At 63.6% G+C, this 18,939-nt stretch carries 19 protein-coding genes; 3 read left to right on the forward strand and 16 right to left on the reverse strand.

Features of this window, described 5'->3' with window-relative positions; genetic code table 11:
• Nucleotides 1-29: 29 nt before the first annotated feature.
• The 3 genes from ABEA06_RS11670 to ABEA06_RS11680 all read right to left on the reverse strand — a co-directional run bounded on the left by ABEA06_RS11670 (nucleotide 30) and on the right by ABEA06_RS11680 (nucleotide 3,703).
• Complete coding sequence (locus ABEA06_RS11670; protein ID WP_345311591.1) at nucleotides 30-1,763, reverse strand: hypothetical protein; 1,734 nt, start codon at nucleotides 1,761-1,763, stop codon at nucleotides 30-32.
• Nucleotides 1,745-2,593 (reverse strand): ABC transporter ATP-binding protein, encoded by an 849-nt coding sequence (locus tag ABEA06_RS11675; protein WP_303381914.1) that lies wholly within the window; start codon nucleotides 2,591-2,593, stop codon nucleotides 1,745-1,747. Before ABEA06_RS11675 ends, ABEA06_RS11670 begins: the two co-directional genes overlap by 19 nt.
• Nucleotides 2,594-2,734: 141 nt before the next feature.
• Nucleotides 2,735-3,703 (reverse strand): tetratricopeptide repeat protein, encoded by a 969-nt coding sequence (locus ABEA06_RS11680; protein WP_345311592.1) that lies wholly within the window; start codon nucleotides 3,701-3,703, stop codon nucleotides 2,735-2,737.
• 151 nt (nucleotides 3,704-3,854) lie between these two features.
• Between ABEA06_RS11680 and ABEA06_RS11685 the strand changes: the two genes are divergently transcribed.
• The 3 genes from ABEA06_RS11685 to ABEA06_RS11695 all read left to right on the forward strand — a co-directional run bounded on the left by ABEA06_RS11685 (nucleotide 3,855) and on the right by ABEA06_RS11695 (nucleotide 6,321).
• Nucleotides 3,855-5,045 (forward strand): AI-2E family transporter, encoded by a 1,191-nt coding sequence (locus ABEA06_RS11685; RefSeq protein WP_345311593.1) that lies wholly within the window; start codon nucleotides 3,855-3,857, stop codon nucleotides 5,043-5,045.
• Nucleotides 5,046-5,142: 97 nt separating this feature from the next.
• Nucleotides 5,143-5,838: an endonuclease NucS gene (gene nucS, locus ABEA06_RS11690; RefSeq protein WP_303381917.1), complete on the forward strand. Its 696-nt coding sequence runs from the start codon at nucleotides 5,143-5,145 to the stop codon at nucleotides 5,836-5,838.
• A gap of 279 nt (nucleotides 5,839-6,117) precedes the next feature.
• Nucleotides 6,118-6,321: a cold-shock protein gene (locus ABEA06_RS11695; RefSeq protein ID WP_095797343.1), complete on the forward strand. Its 204-nt coding sequence runs from the start codon at nucleotides 6,118-6,120 to the stop codon at nucleotides 6,319-6,321.
• Nucleotides 6,322-6,448: 127 nt separating this feature from the next.
• On the opposite strand, the gene murA is transcribed toward ABEA06_RS11695, so the two are convergent.
• The 13 genes from murA to ABEA06_RS11760 all read right to left on the reverse strand — a co-directional run bounded on the left by murA (nucleotide 6,449) and on the right by ABEA06_RS11760 (nucleotide 18,939).
• Nucleotides 6,449-7,732: a UDP-N-acetylglucosamine 1-carboxyvinyltransferase gene (gene murA / locus ABEA06_RS11700; protein WP_303381918.1), complete on the reverse strand. Its 1,284-nt coding sequence runs from the start codon at nucleotides 7,730-7,732 to the stop codon at nucleotides 6,449-6,451.
• 101 nt (nucleotides 7,733-7,833) lie between these two features.
• Nucleotides 7,834-8,106, reverse strand: a complete 273-nt coding sequence (locus tag ABEA06_RS11705; protein WP_303381919.1) for a F0F1 ATP synthase subunit epsilon — start codon at nucleotides 8,104-8,106, stop codon at nucleotides 7,834-7,836.
• Between the two features lie 2 nt (nucleotides 8,107-8,108).
• Nucleotides 8,109-9,575, reverse strand: coding sequence for a F0F1 ATP synthase subunit beta (gene atpD / locus ABEA06_RS11710; RefSeq protein WP_345311594.1), 1,467 nt, complete (start codon nucleotides 9,573-9,575; stop codon nucleotides 8,109-8,111).
• A 43-nt stretch (nucleotides 9,576-9,618) separates the two neighbouring features.
• Entirely contained in the window at nucleotides 9,619-10,530 is a 912-nt protein-coding gene (locus tag ABEA06_RS11715; protein WP_345311595.1) for a F0F1 ATP synthase subunit gamma, read from the reverse strand.
• 56 nt (nucleotides 10,531-10,586) lie between these two features.
• The gene (gene atpA, locus ABEA06_RS11720; RefSeq protein ID WP_303381572.1) at nucleotides 10,587-12,212 is read right to left on the reverse strand and encodes a F0F1 ATP synthase subunit alpha; all 1,626 of its coding nucleotides are present in this window, start codon (nucleotides 12,210-12,212) and stop codon (nucleotides 10,587-10,589) included.
• 171 nt (nucleotides 12,213-12,383) lie between these two features.
• Nucleotides 12,384-13,259: an ATP synthase F1 subunit delta gene (atpH, locus tag ABEA06_RS11725; protein WP_345311596.1), complete on the reverse strand. Its 876-nt coding sequence runs from the start codon at nucleotides 13,257-13,259 to the stop codon at nucleotides 12,384-12,386.
• Nucleotides 13,259-13,810, reverse strand: coding sequence for a F0F1 ATP synthase subunit B (locus tag ABEA06_RS11730; protein WP_303381574.1), 552 nt, complete (start codon nucleotides 13,808-13,810; stop codon nucleotides 13,259-13,261). Before ABEA06_RS11730 ends, atpH begins: the two co-directional genes overlap by 1 nt.
• Nucleotides 13,811-13,860: 50 nt before the next feature.
• Nucleotides 13,861-14,061 carry an ATP synthase F0 subunit C gene (locus ABEA06_RS11735; protein WP_016996283.1) on the reverse strand — a complete coding sequence of 67 codons (201 nt, stop codon included), beginning with the start codon at nucleotides 14,059-14,061 and terminating at the stop codon, nucleotides 13,861-13,863.
• 109 nt (nucleotides 14,062-14,170) lie between these two features.
• The gene (gene atpB / locus ABEA06_RS11740; RefSeq protein ID WP_303381575.1) at nucleotides 14,171-14,962 is read right to left on the reverse strand and encodes a F0F1 ATP synthase subunit A; all 792 of its coding nucleotides are present in this window, start codon (nucleotides 14,960-14,962) and stop codon (nucleotides 14,171-14,173) included.
• A 30-nt stretch (nucleotides 14,963-14,992) separates the two neighbouring features.
• Nucleotides 14,993-15,370: an AtpZ/AtpI family protein gene (locus ABEA06_RS11745; RefSeq protein ID WP_345311597.1), complete on the reverse strand. Its 378-nt coding sequence runs from the start codon at nucleotides 15,368-15,370 to the stop codon at nucleotides 14,993-14,995.
• The gene (locus tag ABEA06_RS11750; RefSeq protein WP_345311598.1) at nucleotides 15,357-15,926 is read right to left on the reverse strand and encodes a hypothetical protein; all 570 of its coding nucleotides are present in this window, start codon (nucleotides 15,924-15,926) and stop codon (nucleotides 15,357-15,359) included. Before ABEA06_RS11750 ends, ABEA06_RS11745 begins: the two co-directional genes overlap by 14 nt.
• Nucleotides 15,923-17,032 (reverse strand): MraY family glycosyltransferase, encoded by a 1,110-nt coding sequence (locus tag ABEA06_RS11755; RefSeq protein WP_345311599.1) that lies wholly within the window; start codon nucleotides 17,030-17,032, stop codon nucleotides 15,923-15,925. The genes ABEA06_RS11750 and ABEA06_RS11755 overlap by 4 nt, the downstream gene beginning before the upstream one ends.
• Complete coding sequence (locus tag ABEA06_RS11760; RefSeq protein WP_345311600.1) at nucleotides 17,029-18,939, reverse strand: polysaccharide biosynthesis protein; 1,911 nt, start codon at nucleotides 18,937-18,939, stop codon at nucleotides 17,029-17,031. Before ABEA06_RS11760 ends, ABEA06_RS11755 begins: the two co-directional genes overlap by 4 nt.

The following is an 18,939-nucleotide window of genomic DNA, read 5'->3' on the forward strand; positions in this document are numbered from 1 at the left end:
AGAACTCTGGACGCTGAGCCGCGAAGCGCTTAGCGGTACTGCGCAACCTCCTGCAGCAGCTCAGGGGCGCGGCGGTCCAGCCATTTCCCGCCGAGCACAATACCCACCCAGAAGACACCCAGGCCTTCCACGATGCCCACTGCCAGGGCCAGCCAGCCCCACAGTGCCTGCCCGGTGACCACCTGCGTGACGAGCAGGATCACCGGCGGCAACGCCATGAGCGCCACGGCACCCAGGATCACGAACTGGATGATCACGTTCAGCAGCGTGTACCCCTGCGGGGTCTTGAGGGGAGACGCTCCCGGGGGCGGCACGGGATAGGTGTAGCGGGCGGACATCACGGACACCACACCGGTACCGGCCAACAACAGTGCCGCGCAGATCCCGATCATGCCGGGCAGATAGCTCCACCCACCGGTACGGACCATGCTCAGCGCGAGCATGGCAATCACGAATGGCACCCCGATGCACAGCATGGCCAGTGCCCGGCCCAGGCGGTCGTGGCTTCCCTTGACCGGTGCCAGGATGTGCAGCGTGAACGCGGTGTTGTCGTAGCCCACGTCAGCGGAGATCGCGTACGCCATCAGCAGCGCAACAAAGCAGGGAAGAACCCAAATGGGGCCGGTGCCGTCTTCGCTGATGAACCAGAAAGCGGCCGCCATGGCCGGGATGATCAGCAGCGTGGCCGAATACCGGGGGTCCTTGAGCCAGTACGTGAGGCAGCGCGCCATCACGGCTCCCCAGCCCGTCGCGGGCAACCGGCCGAACAGGCCCACCCCGGACATGGACCTGGAACCGGAGCGAGCGGCGTCGCCGGTGGCATCGGCCAGAGCCCCGCGTAAAGCGGCACGCCACACCACCACCAACACGGCCAGAGTGGCCACGGTGATCGCCAGACGTCCGAGCGCCGCACCCCACTGGCCCCGAGCGACGTCGGCGGGAATGGCCCACGTGGCGCCCAAGGGTGACCACGCGAGATAACCGGCCCAGGTCGGCAGCTGCTCCCACACCTGTCCGACACCGCGACCGATCAATGCGAACAGCGGGCCGAGCAGGACCACCAGACCCAACAAGACGATCGAGATGATTTCCCCGGCGCGGCGCCGTTTGTTGAAATTCGCGGACAGAGCCGTGACCGCCCGAGAACCGACGAACGCGAGGAGCAATCCCAGCAGGGCGCACAGGATGGCGAGCACCAGGGCACTGCCCCAAGCACGCCATGACGAAATCCACGCCGCCGTGATCAGCACGGTCGCGATACCCGGAATGCCGATGACGGCGCCCAGGATCTGGCCGATCTGAATGCCGGGGATCCGTAAGGGAAACAAGGCCAATCGGGACGGGTCCAAACTGGAATCCGCCTTGGAACTGACGACCGGCACGAGCCACCAGCCCGCGAGCAGCAGGGTGCCGAAGAACACGGCCACGGTGCGGACGGTCTCGAGGGACTCGTTGCCCAACAGGAACAGCGCAACACCGAACGAGCCCACCAGGAACAGGACGTACAACCCGCCCAGAATGGTTCCTACAAGGATCCACGTGCTGCGCGTGAGGGTGTTGATCAACAACCGCCACTTCAGCGCTGCCATGCGCAGGCCCTCGGTCAGCGGCCCCACGGCACGCGCGTGGGTGGAGGGACCCGCGGGCCCGGTGGGTCGCAGCGTTTCGGGGGCCACGTCCACCGTGCCCTGCGCAGAGGTGTCAGTGCCGGGCGCGCCGGAGGTTACGCTCCGCTCGGTTGAATTCATTCGGGTCGAAGCCACGACAAACCCTCCCCCGCGTCCGTGCGGCCGCCCACGAGAGTCACGAAACGATCCTCGAGGGACATCTCACCGCGCACCTGCTCGACCGTGCCCTGCGCCAGGACCCGACCGTTGTCCATGACCGCCACGTGGTCGCACATGCGCTGGACCAGGTCCATCACGTGGCTTGAGACCACCACCGTGCCGCCCGCCTGCGTGTACTGATGCAGGATGGCCCGGATATTGGCGGCGGACACCGGGTCCACCGACTCGAACGGCTCGTCGAGCACCAGCAGCGCCGGTGCGTGGATCATGGCCGCGGCCAGGGCGATCTTCTTGGTCATACCCGCGGAGTAGTCCTGGACCTGTTTGCCAGCGGCATCCTGGAGGTCCATTGCGTGAATGAGGTCCTCGGTGCGCTCCTTGACCAGCTCCCGGTCCATGCCGCGCAGCAGACCCGAATACGTCACCAGCTGCCGGCCGGTCAGCCGGTCGAACAAGTGGGTTCCGTCCGGCAGCACACCCATGCGTCGTTTGGCGGTCACCGAATCGGCCCACACGTCCACGGGCCGGCCCTGGCTACCGCCACCCACCCAGACCGTGCCCGCGGTGGGTCGCAAGAGGCCTGTGGCCATGGACAACGTGGTGGTCTTACCCGCGCCGTTGCGCCCCACCAGTCCGTAGAACGACCCGCGGGGTACCGCGAGGTTGACACGATCCGCGGCCGGGCGAGCCCCCGGTCCGGGGTGGCCGTAGACCTTGGTCAGGTCCTGGATCAGCAGTGCTGGGTTCGGAGCGTGTGGTTGCGGAGGCCGCTCCGCGGGCCTGGAACTGTCTGCCTGGATGCTCATGACCCCAGCCTATGAACAGGGCCGTGTGACACACATCCCCCGCCGGTGTGAATTCCGAAGCGGCCAGGTCATCCCCTGGCGTGAGCGAGGCTCACACCTGAGTCACGGATGACGGCCCACGACCGGAGCCCGCGCCGCGGTCTAGAACAACGCCCGCATCAATTGGCCGCGAGCCGTGGTGACACGAGGATCCTCGGAACCCACCACGTCGAAAAGTTCCACCAGGCGCTCGCGCACGGTGTCCTTCTCCTCACCGGTGGTGGTCCGAACAAGCTGCAGCAAGCGCCGGAACGCGTCCTCCACGTGGCCGCCCGAAACATCCAGATCGGCCACGTCCAGCGCGGCCCGGATGTCCTGGGGATCATCCGCAGCAGTTTGACGCACAGCATTCGCGTCCATTTCACTCACGCGCTGCAGCAGGTGCACCTGGGCGAGCGCGAGCTTGGCATCCTTGTCGCCCGGGTTCTCTGCGAGCGCCTTGTTGTAACTGGCCTCCGCGCCGTGCAAATCACCCGCTTCGAGCTTGTCGAGCGCTTCCTGGTGCAGCGGGGGCAGTTGTTTGGGGGCCGCCTGCGCGGTGGGTTCGGCCGTGCCGGTCACACCGTTCTCAGCTGCCAGCGTGAGGAGTTCGTCCAGGAGCTGACGCATCTGGTCCGCGGGCACGGTCGAATTCACGAGCGGCACGGCCTGACCGCCCACCATGGCCACGACGGTGGGAACGCTCTGGGCCTGGAACACCTGGGCGATCTGCTGTTCTTTGGACGCGTCCACGGTGCCCAGCAGGAGCTTGCCCCGGTAGCTGTCCACCAGTTCCGCGAGGGTCTCCACAAAGGTCTCGGACTCGGGGCTCTGCGGTGCATGCAGGGCAACCACCACCGGAACGGTGGTCGACTGTTCCGCGTACTTCTGGAAGTCCTGGACGGTGATGCTCACGCGATAGCTTGCACCGTGGTTCGTGCCCGCCGACGGCGCCGCCGCCCCGGAGGTATCCGCTTCCGGGGAGTGCATGGCTCCGAGATCCACTGCTCCGCGCACCGACGCCGGCACCGCTTGCTCATGTGAACCGGGGTTCGTCCGGTGCTGGTCGTTCTGCTGGGGAAATTCACTCATGCTCGGTCTCCTTTGTCGCCGCATCCTCATGCCTCCGGGCGCCACATCGCGCTCGTGGTCAGCGCCGGATGCAATGCATTGTGCTCTCTGACCATTATCGCCATGCGCGCCACGCCCACTTCAACGCGGCCGTGCGTTGTACGCTTCCGGCGTGACCACATCGCCCCAGCCGCCGGAGAAGTCTGCACCGAGATTCCGCCCGTCGCGCCATCGCTTCGATGTGCCCCCGGAGCCCGGAGCCAGTCCCGGTGCCGCCTCCCCACCCCGTCGTGCGCCGTGGGACAAAGGGATGTTCGCCGGTGGTCATCCGGTGCAGACTGGATTCTTCCTGACCGTCGGTGTCGGCATTGCCCTGCTCGGTTTTTACGTGCTGACCAACGTGGGAAGTTTGGCCGGCTGGGTGGTCACCGCCGCGTTCATTGCCCTGGGGTTGGACCCCATTGTGCGGTGGCTCGAAGCGCGCGGGTTGCCGAGGCCCCTGGCGGTGGCCGTGGTGATCCTGGCCCTGGCCCTGGCGGTCACGGCCTTCATCGTGCTGGTTGTTCCGCGGATCATGAGTCAGGCCCAACAGTTCATGGGCACCATTCCCGAACTCGTCAACGATTTCATGGGCTCCTCGTTCTTCCTGGCCATGGACGACCGATTCGACATTGCGGCCACCTTCGAACGAACCGTGGGGTCATGGCAAACCCAATTGGCCACCAATCAGGATGTGCTGGGTGGAATGTTCGGTTCCGTGGTGAGCGTGGGTGGGGTGGTGATCAATGCGGTCACGGGCACCATCATTGTCATGGCACTCACGTTGTACTTCTTGTTCTCCCTTCCCATGGCCAAGGCCTGGGGATACCGCCTGGCTCCGGCCAGTCGACGCGCCGGGGTTCAGAAGCTCGGCGACCAAATGGTCAACGGGGTGGGTAACTACGTGGTCGGCCAGGCCTGCGTCGCACTCATTAACGCCTCCGTGGCGTTCGTCCTGATGAACATCACCGGTGTCCCGTACGCGACCCTGCTCGTCCTGTTCGTGGCGGTGCTCGCGTTCATTCCTCTGGTCGGCGGTGTCCTGGCGGGCATCCTCATGACGTTGTTCGCCATTCTCGGTGGCTGGGACTCGGTCGTGCCCTTCGCCGTGTGCTATTTCGCCTACCTCCAGGTCGAGGCGTACTTCGTGTCACCCCGCATCATGAAACGCGCGGTGGCCGTGCCCGGCGCGGTGGCCGTGATCGCCGTGGCAGCGGGCGGTGCGCTGTGGGGAATCCTCGGCGCAGTGATTGCCATTCCCACGGCCGCCGCCGGTCTCCTCCTGGTGCGGGAGGTCTTTGTGCCCCGTCAGGATGCTCGCTGACCGCCGCCGACGACGCTCGGTCCGGTCCGCGAGGTGCCGCAGCCATGCGCTGACGGCCGGGTGCGCGCCGTCGTCGACGGGGCGATAGGCTTGCCCGGTGCGATTGGTAATAGCTGACTGTTCCGTGCGTTACGAAGGCCGCCTCAATGCCTTCCTGCCCCTGGCCCGACGCCTGCTCATGCTCAAGGCGGACGGGTCCGTGCTGGTGCATTCCGACGGCGGGTCGTACAAACCCCTGAACTGGATGAGCCCTCCGGCCAAACTCCACGTGGCTGAGCCGAGTGCCGAGCAGGTCGGCGAAGGCGTACGGGAGGCCTGGGTGGTCCAGGCCGCCAAGACCGATGATCGACTGTTGATCGATATTTACGAGATCCACGACGACATCGGCCACGACCTGGGTGTTGACCCGGGTCTAGTCAAAGACGGTGTGGAAGCGGACCTGCAGCGTTTGCTGGCCGAACAAATCACGCTGCTCGGGAACGACTTCTCCCTGGTGCGCCGGGAGTACCCCACGGCCATCGGCCCGGTGGACATCCTGGCCCGTGACGGATCCGGTGCCAGTGTGGCGGTGGAACTGAAGCGCCGCGGCGACATCGACGGTGTGGAGCAGCTGACCCGCTATCTCGAACTCCTCAACCGCGATCCCCTATTGCGGCCCGTTCGAGGTGTCTTTGCGGCCCAGCAGATCAAGCCGCAAGCCCGAACCCTGGCCCACGACCGCGGCATTGAATGCGTGACCCTGGATTATGAGGAAATGCGGGGCAATGTGGACACCCAGTCACGGCTGTTCTAGAAGCGCCGGAGCCGCTCTGAGACGAACGTCACGTGAACGCACGGCGACTTTCTCATCAGTAGGCTGATAGCTGTTGACCTTGGACTTGCAATGTGTGAAGCTAGTACCGTTCTTCGCTTCATGTTTTACATGCTCGCAGGAATGGTAGCGAGCGTGAAGTTCTGACTGGCGCTGTGGCGCAACATTTAGTGAGCCGCATCCACAGCCTTCTCGCGGTACCTGTTCAGGTGTACGAAAACAAGTACACGCATTTATTTACTCCAGAAGGAGCGCCCCATTATGGCTCAGGGCACCGTTAAGTGGTTCAACGCAGAAAAAGGCTTCGGCTTCATCACCCCGGACGACGCTGAGGGTGACGTTTTCGTTCACTACAGTGAAATCCAGACCGGTGGATTCCGCACTCTCGAAGAGAACCAGCGCGTCGAGTTCGAAATCGGTCAGGGCCAGAAGGGCCCCCAGGCAACCGGCGTGACTGTCATCTGATAGTTTCACCCCACACAAAACCCCGCAGCCAGGTGGCTGCGGGGTTTTGTTCATCTCCGTAACGAATACGGAGGTGGGCAGGTCCCCGGCGTCAGTGCGAACCCGGGTGGATGCGGCCCAGCACGGCTTAGAACAAACCGCCCACAATGCGTCGTTCAACGCTGGCGCCGGCAGCGGAGAGTCGCTCCACGAAATGCTCATAGCCGCGGTCGATGTGCGCCACCCCGGATACTTCCGTCACACCGGTGGCCGCCATACCCACGATGGCCAGGGCGGCACCCGCGCGAATGTCCTTGGCCTCGACCGGCGCCCCCGACAACTGGTGCGCGGGAAGACCGTCCACGCGTGCGTGATGACCGTCCAGTCGGACGCGGGCACCCAGTCGCTCCAGTTCCGCGGTGAAACCCCAGCGAGCCTCGAACACGTTCTCCGTGACCATGCCCGACCCCTGCGCCACGGCGTTCAATGCCACCACGAACGGTTGCAGATCCGTGGGGAAACCGGGGTAGGGCAACGTCGAGACATTGATCGCGTGAGGTCGCTCCGGGCCTTCAACGATGAACCGGCCACGGGAGGTGTCAATGGTGCAGCCGGCGGCGCGGAGCTTTTCAAGGACCATGGTCAGGTGCGCGGGTTCCGCCCCCTGAATCTCCACCCGGCCGCCCGTGACGGCGGCGGCAAAGGCCCACGTGCCGGCCACAATCCGATCGGGAACGGTTCGATGGGTCACGGGGTGCAGCTTTCGAGCCCCCTCCACGGTGATCGTGCTGGTCCCCAGGCCATCGATGTGGGCGCCCATGGCCTGTATCATGCGGCCGATATCCACGATTTCGGGTTCCCGTGCGGCGTTCTCCAGCACCGTGGTCCCGTTGGCCAGTGCGGCGGCCATCATGAGGTTCTCGGTGGCACCCACGGACGGGTAGTCCAGGTGATAGGTGGTGCCACGCAAGTTCCCCGCCACGGAGGCCCTCAAGAACCCCTTCTCAATACTCAGCTCCGCACCCATTGCTTCGAGACCCGCACGATGCATGTCCAGTCCCCGGGAGCCAATCGCATCGCCACCGGGCAGGGCAACCTCCGCGCGGTGACAGCGGGCGACCAGCGGACCCAGCACGGAGATGGATGCGCGCATCGCCCGCACCAGATCGTAGTCAGCCTGGTGTCCCAGCACCTCGGGCACATCGATATCCACGGTCTGCTGCGCAGGGTCGTAGCGCACCGTGCACCCCAGCCGGCGCAACAGCTCCGCCATGATGGTGACGTCCTGAATCTCAGGGACGTTGGTGATGGTCGACTCCCCCGCCGCCAACAACGCTGCCGCCATCAACTTGAGCACACTGTTCTTGGCCCCCGACACGGGAAGCACCCCGGACACCTTGGTGGGTCCGTGAACTTCGATCTTTTCTTCCATGGGTCCTCCAGATCACGTGGCTTCGCCGCACCCGCAGACTGCACGGGCCCCCGTACCAGACGGTACGGGGGCCACGATGCGCGATTCTAGCTGCGAATTACTTACTCGGACTGTCCGTCGAAATCGACCTCGTCGGCAACGACCGTCACGCGGTTACTGTCGACCGAGATGAATCCCGAGTCAATATGACCGCTCAGACGGCCGCCGTCCACACGCTCGACGGCGAACTCGCCCGGCTTGAGCAGCCCGGCAACCGACTCGTGTCCGGGGAGGATGCCGATGTCACCCTCGGTGGTGCGAACACGAACCATTTTGGCGGTACCTGCCCAGATCTTACGGTCCAGGGCAACAACCTCAACAATGAGCTCAGCCATGATTACTTCTCGCCAGTCTGGGACTTGATTTCGTCCCAGCGCTGCATGACATCGTCCAGGCCACCCACGTTGTAGAACGCCTGTTCCGGAACGTGGTCCAGCTCGCCGTCGCAGATCTTGGCGAAGGCCTCAACGGTTTCCGTGAGCGGAACCGTGGAACCCTCGACACCGGTGAACTGCTTTGCCGTGTAGGTGTTCTGCGACAGGAACTGCTCGATGCGGCGGGCGCGGGAGACCACGACCTTCTGCTCCTCGGAGAGCTCCTCGACACCCAGAATCGCGATGATGTCCTGCAGTTCCTTGTTCTCTTGCAAGATGCCCTTGACGCGGGTTGCCACGTCGTAGTGCGCCTGACCCACGTACTGCGGGTCGAGGATGCGGGAGGTGGAGGACAGCGGATCAATGGCCGGGTACAGACCACGCGACGCGATGTCACGAGACAGCTCGGTGGTGGCGTCCAAGTGCGCGAAGGTCGTGGCCGGGGCCGGGTCGGTGTAGTCGTCCGCGGGCACGTAAATGGCCTGCATCGACGTAATCGAGTGACCGCGGGTCGAGGTGATGCGCTCCTGGAGCACACCCATCTCGTCCGACAGGGTCGGCTGATAGCCCACGGCAGAGGGGATACGACCCAGCAGGGTCGAGACCTCGGAACCGGCCTGTGTGAAGCGGAAGATGTTGTCGATGAACAACAACACGTCCTGGTTCTGAACATCGCGGAAGTACTCCGCCATGGTCAGGCCCGACAGGGCCACGCGCAAACGCGTTCCGGGCGGCTCATCCATCTGGCCGAACACCAAGGCGGTGTCCTTGAGCACGCCGGCTTCTTCCATCTCGACCCACAGGTCGTTACCTTCACGGGTACGCTCACCCACACCGGCGAACACGGAGGTACCGCCGAAGTTACGGGCCACACGGGTGATCATTTCCTGGATCAGCACGGTCTTGCCCACGCCGGCGCCGCCGAACAGACCGATCTTACCGCCCTTGATGTAGGGGGTCAGGAGGTCAATGGACTTGATGCCGGTTTCCATCATTTCGGTGGAGCCCTCGAGCTCCGCGAAGGACGGAGCCTTGCGGTGGATGGGCCAGCGTTCCCGAACGTCCAGCTCCGCAATGGGCAGGTCCAGCGAATCACCGAGCACGTTGAAAATGTGGCCCTTGACCACGTCACCCACGGGCACGGAGATCGGAGCACCGGAGTCCTTGACCTGGGTGCCGCGCACCAGACCGTCGGTCTGCTGCAGCGAGATGGCGCGCACCATGTTGTCGCCCAGGTGCTGTGCGACCTCGAAGGTGATCTTGCGCGGTTCACCGTTGAACTCGTAATCGGCGGTCAAAGCGTTGTAGACGGCGGGCACCTGGTTCTCAGGGAACTCGACGTCGACCACAGGGCCGATCACTCGGGCGACACGGCCGGTCGCGCCGCCCGAGACCGGCTGAGCGGCCTGTTCATTGATGGTGGCAGTCATTTCTCTCACTTCATTTCGGCGGTGGGTAGTGGCGGAGCCCCGGTTAGAGGGCTTCTGCGCCACTGACGATTTCGGTCAGCTCGGTGGTGATCTCGGCCTGACGGGCATTGTTCATCAAGCGGGTGTACTTCTTGATGAGCTCGTCCGCGTTGTCGCCGGCGGCCTTCATGGCGCGCTGACGCGAGGCCAGCTCGCTCGACGCGGCATGACACAGGCTCGAGTAGATACGAGACTTGATGTAACGCGGCAGCACCTCGTTGAGGAACTCCTCCGGGTTCGGTTCGAACTCGAAGTTGTTCTGCGTTTCCTCGAGATCCTGGTAGTTCTCGGCCACTTCATCGCCGAGGTTGTTGGCGTCAACCACCTCGAGGGGAAGCAGGCGCAGCACACGCGGCTCCTGGGTCACCATGGACTTGAAGGCCGTGTAGACCAGGTGGATCTCGTCCACGCCACCGTTTTCGTAGCTTTCGCTGATGTCACCGAGCAGGCGCTCGGTCAATTCCTCGGCTCGCTTGGGGTTTGCGTTGTCGGTATCGCCGGTCCAGAACTCGTCGTAATCGCGGTGACGAAAATCGAAGTACGCCTTAGCTTTACGACCCACCAGGTAGACCCGGACTTCCTTGCCCTCCGAGTCCAGCATCCCCAACAGTTCCTCGGCGCGCTTGAGCACGTTCGAGGAGTAGGAACCGGCCAGACCACGATCGGACGTGAAAATCACGACTGCGGAACGACGAACGTCGTCTGCAGTGGAGGTCAGCGGGTGGGTAATATTGTGCTGAGACGCGATCTGTGAAACCGCACGGGTCAGCGCGTTGGCGTACGGGTACGCCGCTTCGAGGCTCTGACGGGATTTGTTGATGCGCGAAGTCGCGATCATCTCCATCGCCTTGAAGATCTTCTTCATTGACGAGGTGGACGTGATCTTCTGTCGGTAGACCCGAATCTGCGCTCCCATGAAACTTCCTTTCGGCACCGTAGCGGTGTGCCGTTACCGGCACACCGCTGACTCGGTTACTTCCTGACGATCTTTTCCTGGTTGACGTCCTGGGTCTCCAGGGATCCGTGTTCCTCGTGCCCGGGCTCAATCCCGTGCTTGGAACCGCGGAAGTCGCGCTTGACCTCGGCCACAGCCGTTTTTAGCGCCTCGACGGCGTCGTCCTCGAGCTTGCCCGTGGACTCAATCGAGTCCATCACGTTGGTGGTTCGGCGGACCTGTTCGATCAGGGCCTGCTCGAAATCGATCACGTTGGCGACCTCGACGTCGTCCAGCTGGCCGGTGGTGCCCGCCCAGATGGAAACGACCTGATCCGCAACCGGGTACGGCGTGTACTGAGGCTGCTTGAGAAGCTCCATCAGACGCTCACCGCGGGTGAGCTGCTGACGGGACGCCGCATCCAGGTCGGATGCGAACATCGCGAAGGCCTGCATCGACCGGTAGGAGGCCAGATCAAGCTTCAAGGTACCGGAGACCTTCTTCATGGCCTTCACCTGAGCGGCACCACCCACGCGGGACACGGAGATACCCACGTCCACTGCGGGGCGCTGGTTCGCGTTGAACAGGTCCGACTGCAGGAAGATCTGACCGTCGGTAATCGAAATCACGTTGGTCGGGATGAACGCGGAGACGTCGTTCGCCTTGGTCTCGATGATCGGCAGTCCGGTCATCGAACCGGCACCGAGCTCGTCCGAGAGCTTGGCGCAGCGCTCCAGCAGACGGGAGTGCAGGTAGAACACGTCACCCGGGTACGCTTCACGTCCCGGCGGGCGGCGCAGCAGCAGGGACACGGCACGGTAGGCCTCGGCCTGCTTGGACAGATCGTCGAACACGATCAGAACGTGCTTGCCGTTGTACATCCAGTGCTGACCGATCGCGGAGCCCGCGTACGGAGCCAGGTACTTCAGACCGGCGGACTCGGACGCCGGGGCGGCCACGATGGTGGTGTACTCCAGAGCCCCGTTGTCCTCGAGGGTCTGACGCACGGACGCAATGGTGGATGCCTTCTGGCCGATGGCCACGTAAATGCAACGCACCTGCTTGTCGACGTCGCCGGACTCCCAGTTGGAGCGCTGGTTCAGGATGGCGTCCACCGCAATAGCGGTCTTACCGGTCTGACGGTCACCAATGATCAGCTGGCGCTGGCCACGGCCGATCGGAATCATGGCGTCGATGGCCTTCATGCCGGTCTGCAAGGGTTCGTGAACCGACTTACGCATGGTCACGCCAGGAGCTTGTAGCTCCAGCTCGCGTCGACCGTCCGTTGCCACCGGTCCCAGATCGTCCAGCGGCTCGCCCAACGGGTCCACCACGCGGCCGAGGTATCCCTCGCCGACGGGTACGGACAGAACCTCACCGGTACGGTGAACTTCCTGGCCCTCTTCGATGCCCTGGAAGTCACCCAACACCACGACACCGATGTCGCGAGTGTCCAGGTTCAAGGCCAGGCCGAGAACACCGTTCTCGAACTTCAGGAGCTCGTTGGCCATGACCGAGGGAAGACCCTCGACACGGGCGATACCGTCAGCGGCGCTGGCGACACGTCCGACTTCTACTCGTTCTGCATTGCCGGGTTCGTAGGACGCCGCGAACTCGTTCAGCGCACTACGGACTTCGTCGGCATTGATGGTCACATCGGCCATCTGCTGTCCCTGCTCTCTACGTTTCGTGATCATCGCCCGCGCAATGACCTCACTTCTTTTTGTCGCGATGCGTTGCCCCATCGCCTGCTGACCGTGTCAACGGCCGGTGGAGGCAACGCGACGAGATGCCGGCATCGACCGACTCCCCGCGATCCCCGCTCCACCAGGGGATCAGGCTCCGATTCGCTGCCGCAACTGGCCCAAACGATGGGTCACGGACCCGTCGATGACTTCCTCACCGACCTGGACTCGCAAGCCGCCGATCAATGACGGGTCCACCTCCACGGCAAGCTTGAGATCCCGCGTGTACAGAGAGTTCAAGCTCTGACGCAGTTTCTCCAGTTGCTCGTGGTTCAGGGGACGGGATGTCACGATGCGGGCGATCCAACGCTGCTGGCGATCTGCAACAACTTCTGCGAAGCGCTCGATCAACCGACCGGGCAACGCTCCACGGGGCTCGCTGACGGCGCGCTGGGTCAACAGGGCGCCCTCCTCAGATGCATTGGGCATCAATCGGGAAGCGAGCCGCGCCTTGGCGTCCGCGCTGGCACGCGAATCGGCGAAGGCACCCTGGATCTCCTCGGAATGATCCACGGTGTTCTTGAACTGAATCAGTTCGTCCACCAGGGATTCCATGGCGTCGAGTCCACCGCGGTGCTCGGCAGACGCTGCTGCCATTGTCACTGCGGCTCGTTCAATGCCGTCACCGAGTTGCCGCTCATTGGCGGAGCGCTGCTTCACAAGCTCGGACACGATCTCGATAGCGGGATCGTGTTCCTCGTTGCCCAACAGTCGGTGCACGAAACCGGACACAGCCTCAACGGTGTCGGACTTGTGGGTCCGCTCCCCGAAGAGCTTGCGTACGAGTTTCACGCGATCGTCGGCGGCGCGTGACGGATCCGTCAGCGCTCGGCGCAGAGCGCCGTTGCCGTCGATGACGTCGAGCATGCCGAACAGCTGTTTGGCCGTTTCGACGTGTGCTTCCGAAGCCCAGCGATCAATGTCCACTGTGAGGGGACGGTAGGGTTCGTTCGATGCTTCTGCCATTACCGTGCAGCTCCTGTGCGACCCTGCTCGGTCTCAAGATCTTCAAGGAAGCGATCGACAACGCGGTTTGCACGAGCGTCGTCGTTCAGGGATTCCCCGACGATCTTTGAAGCGAGCTGCGTAGCCAAGGTACCGACCTCGTCGCGCAAGGAAACCACTGCGGCTGCACGCTCGGCCTCAATGGCCTTGTGTGCGTTCTCGGTGATCCGGGCGGATTCCACGTTGGCGCGGTCCTTGAAGTCCGCGAGGATCTTCTCGCCCTCATTGCGGGCTTCCTCACGAATCTTCTGGGCTTCGAGGCGGGCGCTCTCAAGCTGCTGGTTGTACTCGTCGCGAGCTGCCTTGGCCTCTGCCTGAGCGGCCTTTGCCTTGGCAAGTCCACCTTCAATGGCCTCGGTGCGGTCACGGTAGACCTTCTCGAATGCCGGAACGATGAACTTGATCGCGATGAAAAGCAGAATCACGAACCCAATGGCGGTGATCAGCATTTCCCAGACATTGGGGAGGAGGGGGCTGGCCCCTTCTTCTGCTGCCAACAACATTGCGGTCATGTGCGCGATTCCTGTTCTCTAGTTAAGGACTAAGTGCGGACGAGCCGCTCTTAGAGGAGTGCGAGCACGAAGCCCAGGATGGCCAGAGCCTCGACCACGGCGAAGCCCATGAACAGCATGGGCTGGATCACGCGCTGGGACTCGGGCTGGCGAGCAACTGCCTGCATGTACGCAGCGAAGATCAAACCCACACCGATGCCACCACCGATGGCAGCGAGACCGTAGCCAATGACGCTAAGCGAACCTTCCATTATGGATATTTCCTTTCTGGGTGCCCGTGTCGGGCAGTGATGCCATTACTGGAATCGTAAATGGACGATGGTCACATCAGCAGCCCGGTCGGACCGCTGCTTCGTGGGGTCAGTGCCCCTCCTGCAGTGAGCCCTGTACATACACGGCAAACAGCAGGGTGAAGATGTAGGCCTGCAGGATCTGAATCAGAACCTCCAGGAAGTAAATGAAGAGGCCCAGGATCACGCCGAAGACGGATCCGCCGATCCCGAGCGCACCACCCACACCGGTGGCGAGGTACGCGGTGAAGCCCGCGGCCACCATGATGGCCATGTGGCCGGCAAACATCGTGGCGAACACACGCAGTGCGTGCGTGACGGGGCGAATGATCATGTTCGAGAGGAACTCGAGGGGGATCAACACGATGTACAGGACCTTGGGAACGTCCGGCGGCATGGTCATTTTGACGAAGAAGCCGCCGAAACCGTGGCGCTTGATGCCTACGAAAACCCACACGAAGTAGGCGATGGCCGCGAAGACGTACGCGGTGCCGGGGTGGGAGAAGGTCGGAAGTTGCAAGACCGGGATGGAACCGAACAGGTTGTTCACCAGGATGAAGAAGAAGAAGGTGAACAGCAGCGGAATGTACGGGCGGAATTCTTTCTCACCGATGATGTCGCGGCCCAAGTGGTTACGCACAAAGCCGTAACCCATTTCGCCCAGGTACTGACCCTTGGAGGGGACCAGGGCGCGGCGGCGAACGACGTACATGAAGAACCCAGCGATGAGAACCACCGACAACAGGATCAACAAAGAATGCTTGCCGACTTCAAATGTGCCCACGGTGAAGAGGGGAGGCAGGTGCGCGTCCTCAACTGACGGGGCCACGAATTCGGCCGGAATCCTCAAGGCGGGGTTCAATACGGGTCCTTTCTGCGGTATCCAGACCGGTCACACTCGGGGCGAGGGGCCCTGATCAGACGACGATGTCTTTGTCGGGTACTCCATCTGGGTCGAACTGGAGTTCAGGCCCTCCCGCATGTGGAGGTAGCCAAGATAGATCCCGGCAGCCGCACCTATGACGGCTCCCACGATCACCAACCACCCTGTTCCCAGCAGGTGATCCGCGCCCCAGCCTACCAAACTCCAGAAGCCCCCACCGACCACGATGTACAGCAACAAGGTCAGCCCTCCGGCCAGTCCCCCTCGCTGTACGAGCTCGCCCGCGGTGCTGAGCGTGTCCTCGGATTCGGCCGCACTGTGCGCAGCTTGGCCACGCCTGCGCTCATGGTGCGTCGAGTTGGCAAAATCGGGTTCATGCTCGGCCATGCTCTGCCCCATCGGTCGGTTCGGACACGTGTCCGTCCAGGATAGGTGCCGACTCTGCTTCGGCGGTGGCTTGCTCTTGCCTGGCGCGCACCACCGCTGCGTATTCCCTGGCCAAAACCGCGCTGGCTCGCATCGCCAAGGGTGCCAGGGCCAGCCAGGACAGCGTGAGACCGACGGCAACGGTGATGGCGAACCCCAAGGAGTGCAGCCATGCGGGTGCTCCCACGAAAAGCAGGTACCACCCCATGACCACGACTTTCATCAGGTAGAGCACAGCGAGCGCAGGAGCCGTGGCTGCCGGTGCAATGCGATACATGAGGGTCGAGACGAACACGGTGAGCCCCGTGCTCAGAACCACCAGTCCGGCCCCCGCCACGATGGATCGCCACAGCGGGTCGAACTCGATCGCGACAGCGCACGTGATGAGAATCACAGCCAGCAAACTGGATGTGACGCCGAGAACGAGTACCGGGCGGCCGTAAACATCACGGGTATCCCCGGCGGCCCGGTTCTGGACCGGGTGCCTCGCATGGTCCGCGGGCTGCGCCGGGGTCATGACGCCTCGCTCCGGCGTCGACGCGCGAGCGGGCGGAGGAAGCGAGGCAGGCACAGGTACAGCACCACCACGGCGACGGCGGCCAATCCGGCGAGAACCGAACCTGCGCCGTCGGCGCGTAGTCCCCACAGCGAGATGAGGCTGACCAGGACCGTGGCGAGAGTGACGACCAGCGAGGACTGGACATGTGACAACCCCGCGTCCGTGAGTCGCTGGTAGACGTGCTCCCGGTGGGGTTTGTACCAGATTTCACCGCGCTGAACGCGCTTGACGAGCGTCACGGTGGTGTCGGCCACGTAAATCAGCAGGGGCGGCAGTAGATACTCCACGTAGACACCGGACAGGAACGCCCCGATGGCGATGGCCACCAGGCTTCCGCCCAGGACGTACGAGCCGACGTCGCCCAGGAAGACCGTGCCCCGGCTCAGGTTCCAGGGCAGGAATCCCGCGAAGGCACCGGCCACCACTAGGCCGGCGCACATCATCCAGGTCATGTTGTTGGCGGCACCGGCCCAGGCGTAGAGGAGCCCCACCACGGTTCCGTGCATTCCGGAGATCCCGTTGATGCCGTCCATGAAGTTGGCGATGTTGATGTAGGCGACCGTGGCAATCACTCCCACCGGCCACCACCACACGGCGATCCCCAGCGTGAGGATCAGGGCGCCGGTGCCCAGTGCACCGATGAGCACCTGCCCTCCGAGCCGAGCTCCCACGGACGCACCACGGTAATCCTCGAACCAGCCCAGCGCGGCACCGGCCACGGTCATGGCCAGCACGATGAGCGAGACGGAGCGGTCCACCTCGACCACGCCCGCGAGCATGGCGATGGAATACATCACCGCAATGGCGATCGCCACGGCCAGTCCCATGCCGCGGACGACCGGGCGGTCGTGGGAGGACCTGTCGGAAGGGATGTCGATGACGCCCCACCGCTGCAGTAGCGGTTTAATGACGAACGGCAGGAGGACGGAAAGAAGGAGAGCTCCCCCGCCCAGCCAGAGGGCCAGGGTCGTTAGCTCTTGGAGCGTCTCGGCCTGCGGAATGGCGCCCGGGCCGGCGTCGCGGGACAACACTGTTGCCGTGGTGGTGATGATGGGCCCCGTCATGATTGCTCTCCCCCGTGGCGGTCTGCAGGGGGGGATGACTCGCGGTGTTCCCTGGCCCGGGGAACATGGAAATCGGTGATGCGGGGTTGGGTGCTGGCGGTCACCACGGGAATCGAGCCGGTGAACAACATACCCCCGCGCACCTTCCACACGTGCCGGTCCAGGTGCGCCGGATCCAATCGCTCCGCCTTGGCGTGGGAGATCTTGGGGTGCAGTGGCCGTTCGTCGCTCTCGCCCGCACCGATCAGATCCTCGTGCAGCTTTTCACCGTGACGCAGACCGGTGATCACGATCTCCACGTCCTCACGGCCCGACATGGCGCGCAATCGTTCAGCGATGTCCAGGATCCGCACCGGTTCGCCCATGTCAAGAATGAGGACCTCTCCCCCGCTGGCGATGGCACCGGCCTGAATCACCAGTTGGCAGGCCTCGGGAATGGTCATGAAGTACCGGGTGGCCTCCGTGTGGGTCACCGTGATGGGCCCGCCCTGCCGAATTTGTTCGGCGAACAACGGGAGCATGGAACCCCGTGAGCCGAACACATTGCCGAAACGGACGGACGCGTACCGGTTGTCGGTCTCACCGGCCATCCACGCCGTGAGTTTTTCCGCCACACGTTTGGAGTGCCCCAGGGCGGTGGTGGGGTTGGCGGCCTTGTCGGTGGAGACGTTGACGAACACCTCCACGCCCACGTTGGCCGCGGCATTGAGCACATTGAGGGTGCCCATCACGTTGGTCTTCCACGCCTCATCCGGGAACTGCTCGAGCAGCGAGACGTGCTTGAGCGCGGCCGCATGGAAGACAACTTCCGGTTGTCTCTGTTCGAAAATGTGCTCCAACGATTCGGTGTCCCGGATATCCGCGAGCACGGTGTCGTTGCCGTCCAGGAGTCCGCGGCCGGTGATCGAGATCTGGGTGGATTGCAGGCCGGTTTCGTCACGATCCAGCATGATCAGCTCGTCGGGTTCGAACCCGACGAGCTGACGGCACAGCTCGGAGCCGATCGATCCCCCCGCGCCCGTGACAAGCACTCTCTTTCCGGTGATGTAACCGGCGATCGCATCCACATGGATGTCCACGGGACGCCGCCCGATGAGATCTTCCATGGCAATATCGCGCAGATCCACGCTCTGCTGGTTGGCGGTCAACATGTCGGTGATCGGCGGAACCGTCATCACGCGCGTATTGGTGCCCGCCACGGCGTCGGAGACGCGGCGCATCAGGCGCGGTTCGACGTCGGAAATGGCCACAATCAGAACGGCCGAGCGTGTGGTCTCCAGGACCTGAGCGACGTCGTGCAGGGTTCCCATCACCGGGACGGATGAGATGCGCAGGTGTTTCTTGGCCGGATCGTCGTCGATGAGAGCGACCGGCAGGTACTCCGAGGAGGGGTCCTGCATCATGCGGTGCACCAGGAAGGTGCCCAGATATCCCGCCCCGAACACCACCACGTGTTGCGCTCCGGCCCCGGGTTTGGCCGTGGACTCCTGGTACATGCGCTTGAGGTAGCGGAACGCGGCCATGAACAAGCACGCGAACGGGAACGCAATGAACCCGATGGAACGCGGAATTCCCATGGCCACACCGAAGACCAGGAGCACGACCTCCACAATGGCGATGACGATCACCGTCACCACGACCAGGAGCTTGGCTTCTTCGAAACTGCCGAACGAATACCGCCCCTTGTAAAGGGCGAACGAGAAACCCACCACCATCTGACACGCGACCGCCACGGCGCACGTGATGATCAGCCCGCCCGTGGACACGAACTGCACGTTCATTTCGTAACGCAGCAGCACCGCCACGCACATGGCGACGATCCACGCGGCGGAATCCAGAATCATCTGGATCCATAACCACGCGACCGGCTTCTCCGCCGAGGGGGTGTTCGTCTGGGGGTTCCCCAT

The organism is Kocuria gwangalliensis (genome assembly GCF_039544365.1).
In the GTDB taxonomy this organism is placed as follows: Bacteria; Actinomycetota; Actinomycetes; order Actinomycetales; family Micrococcaceae; genus Kocuria; species Kocuria gwangalliensis.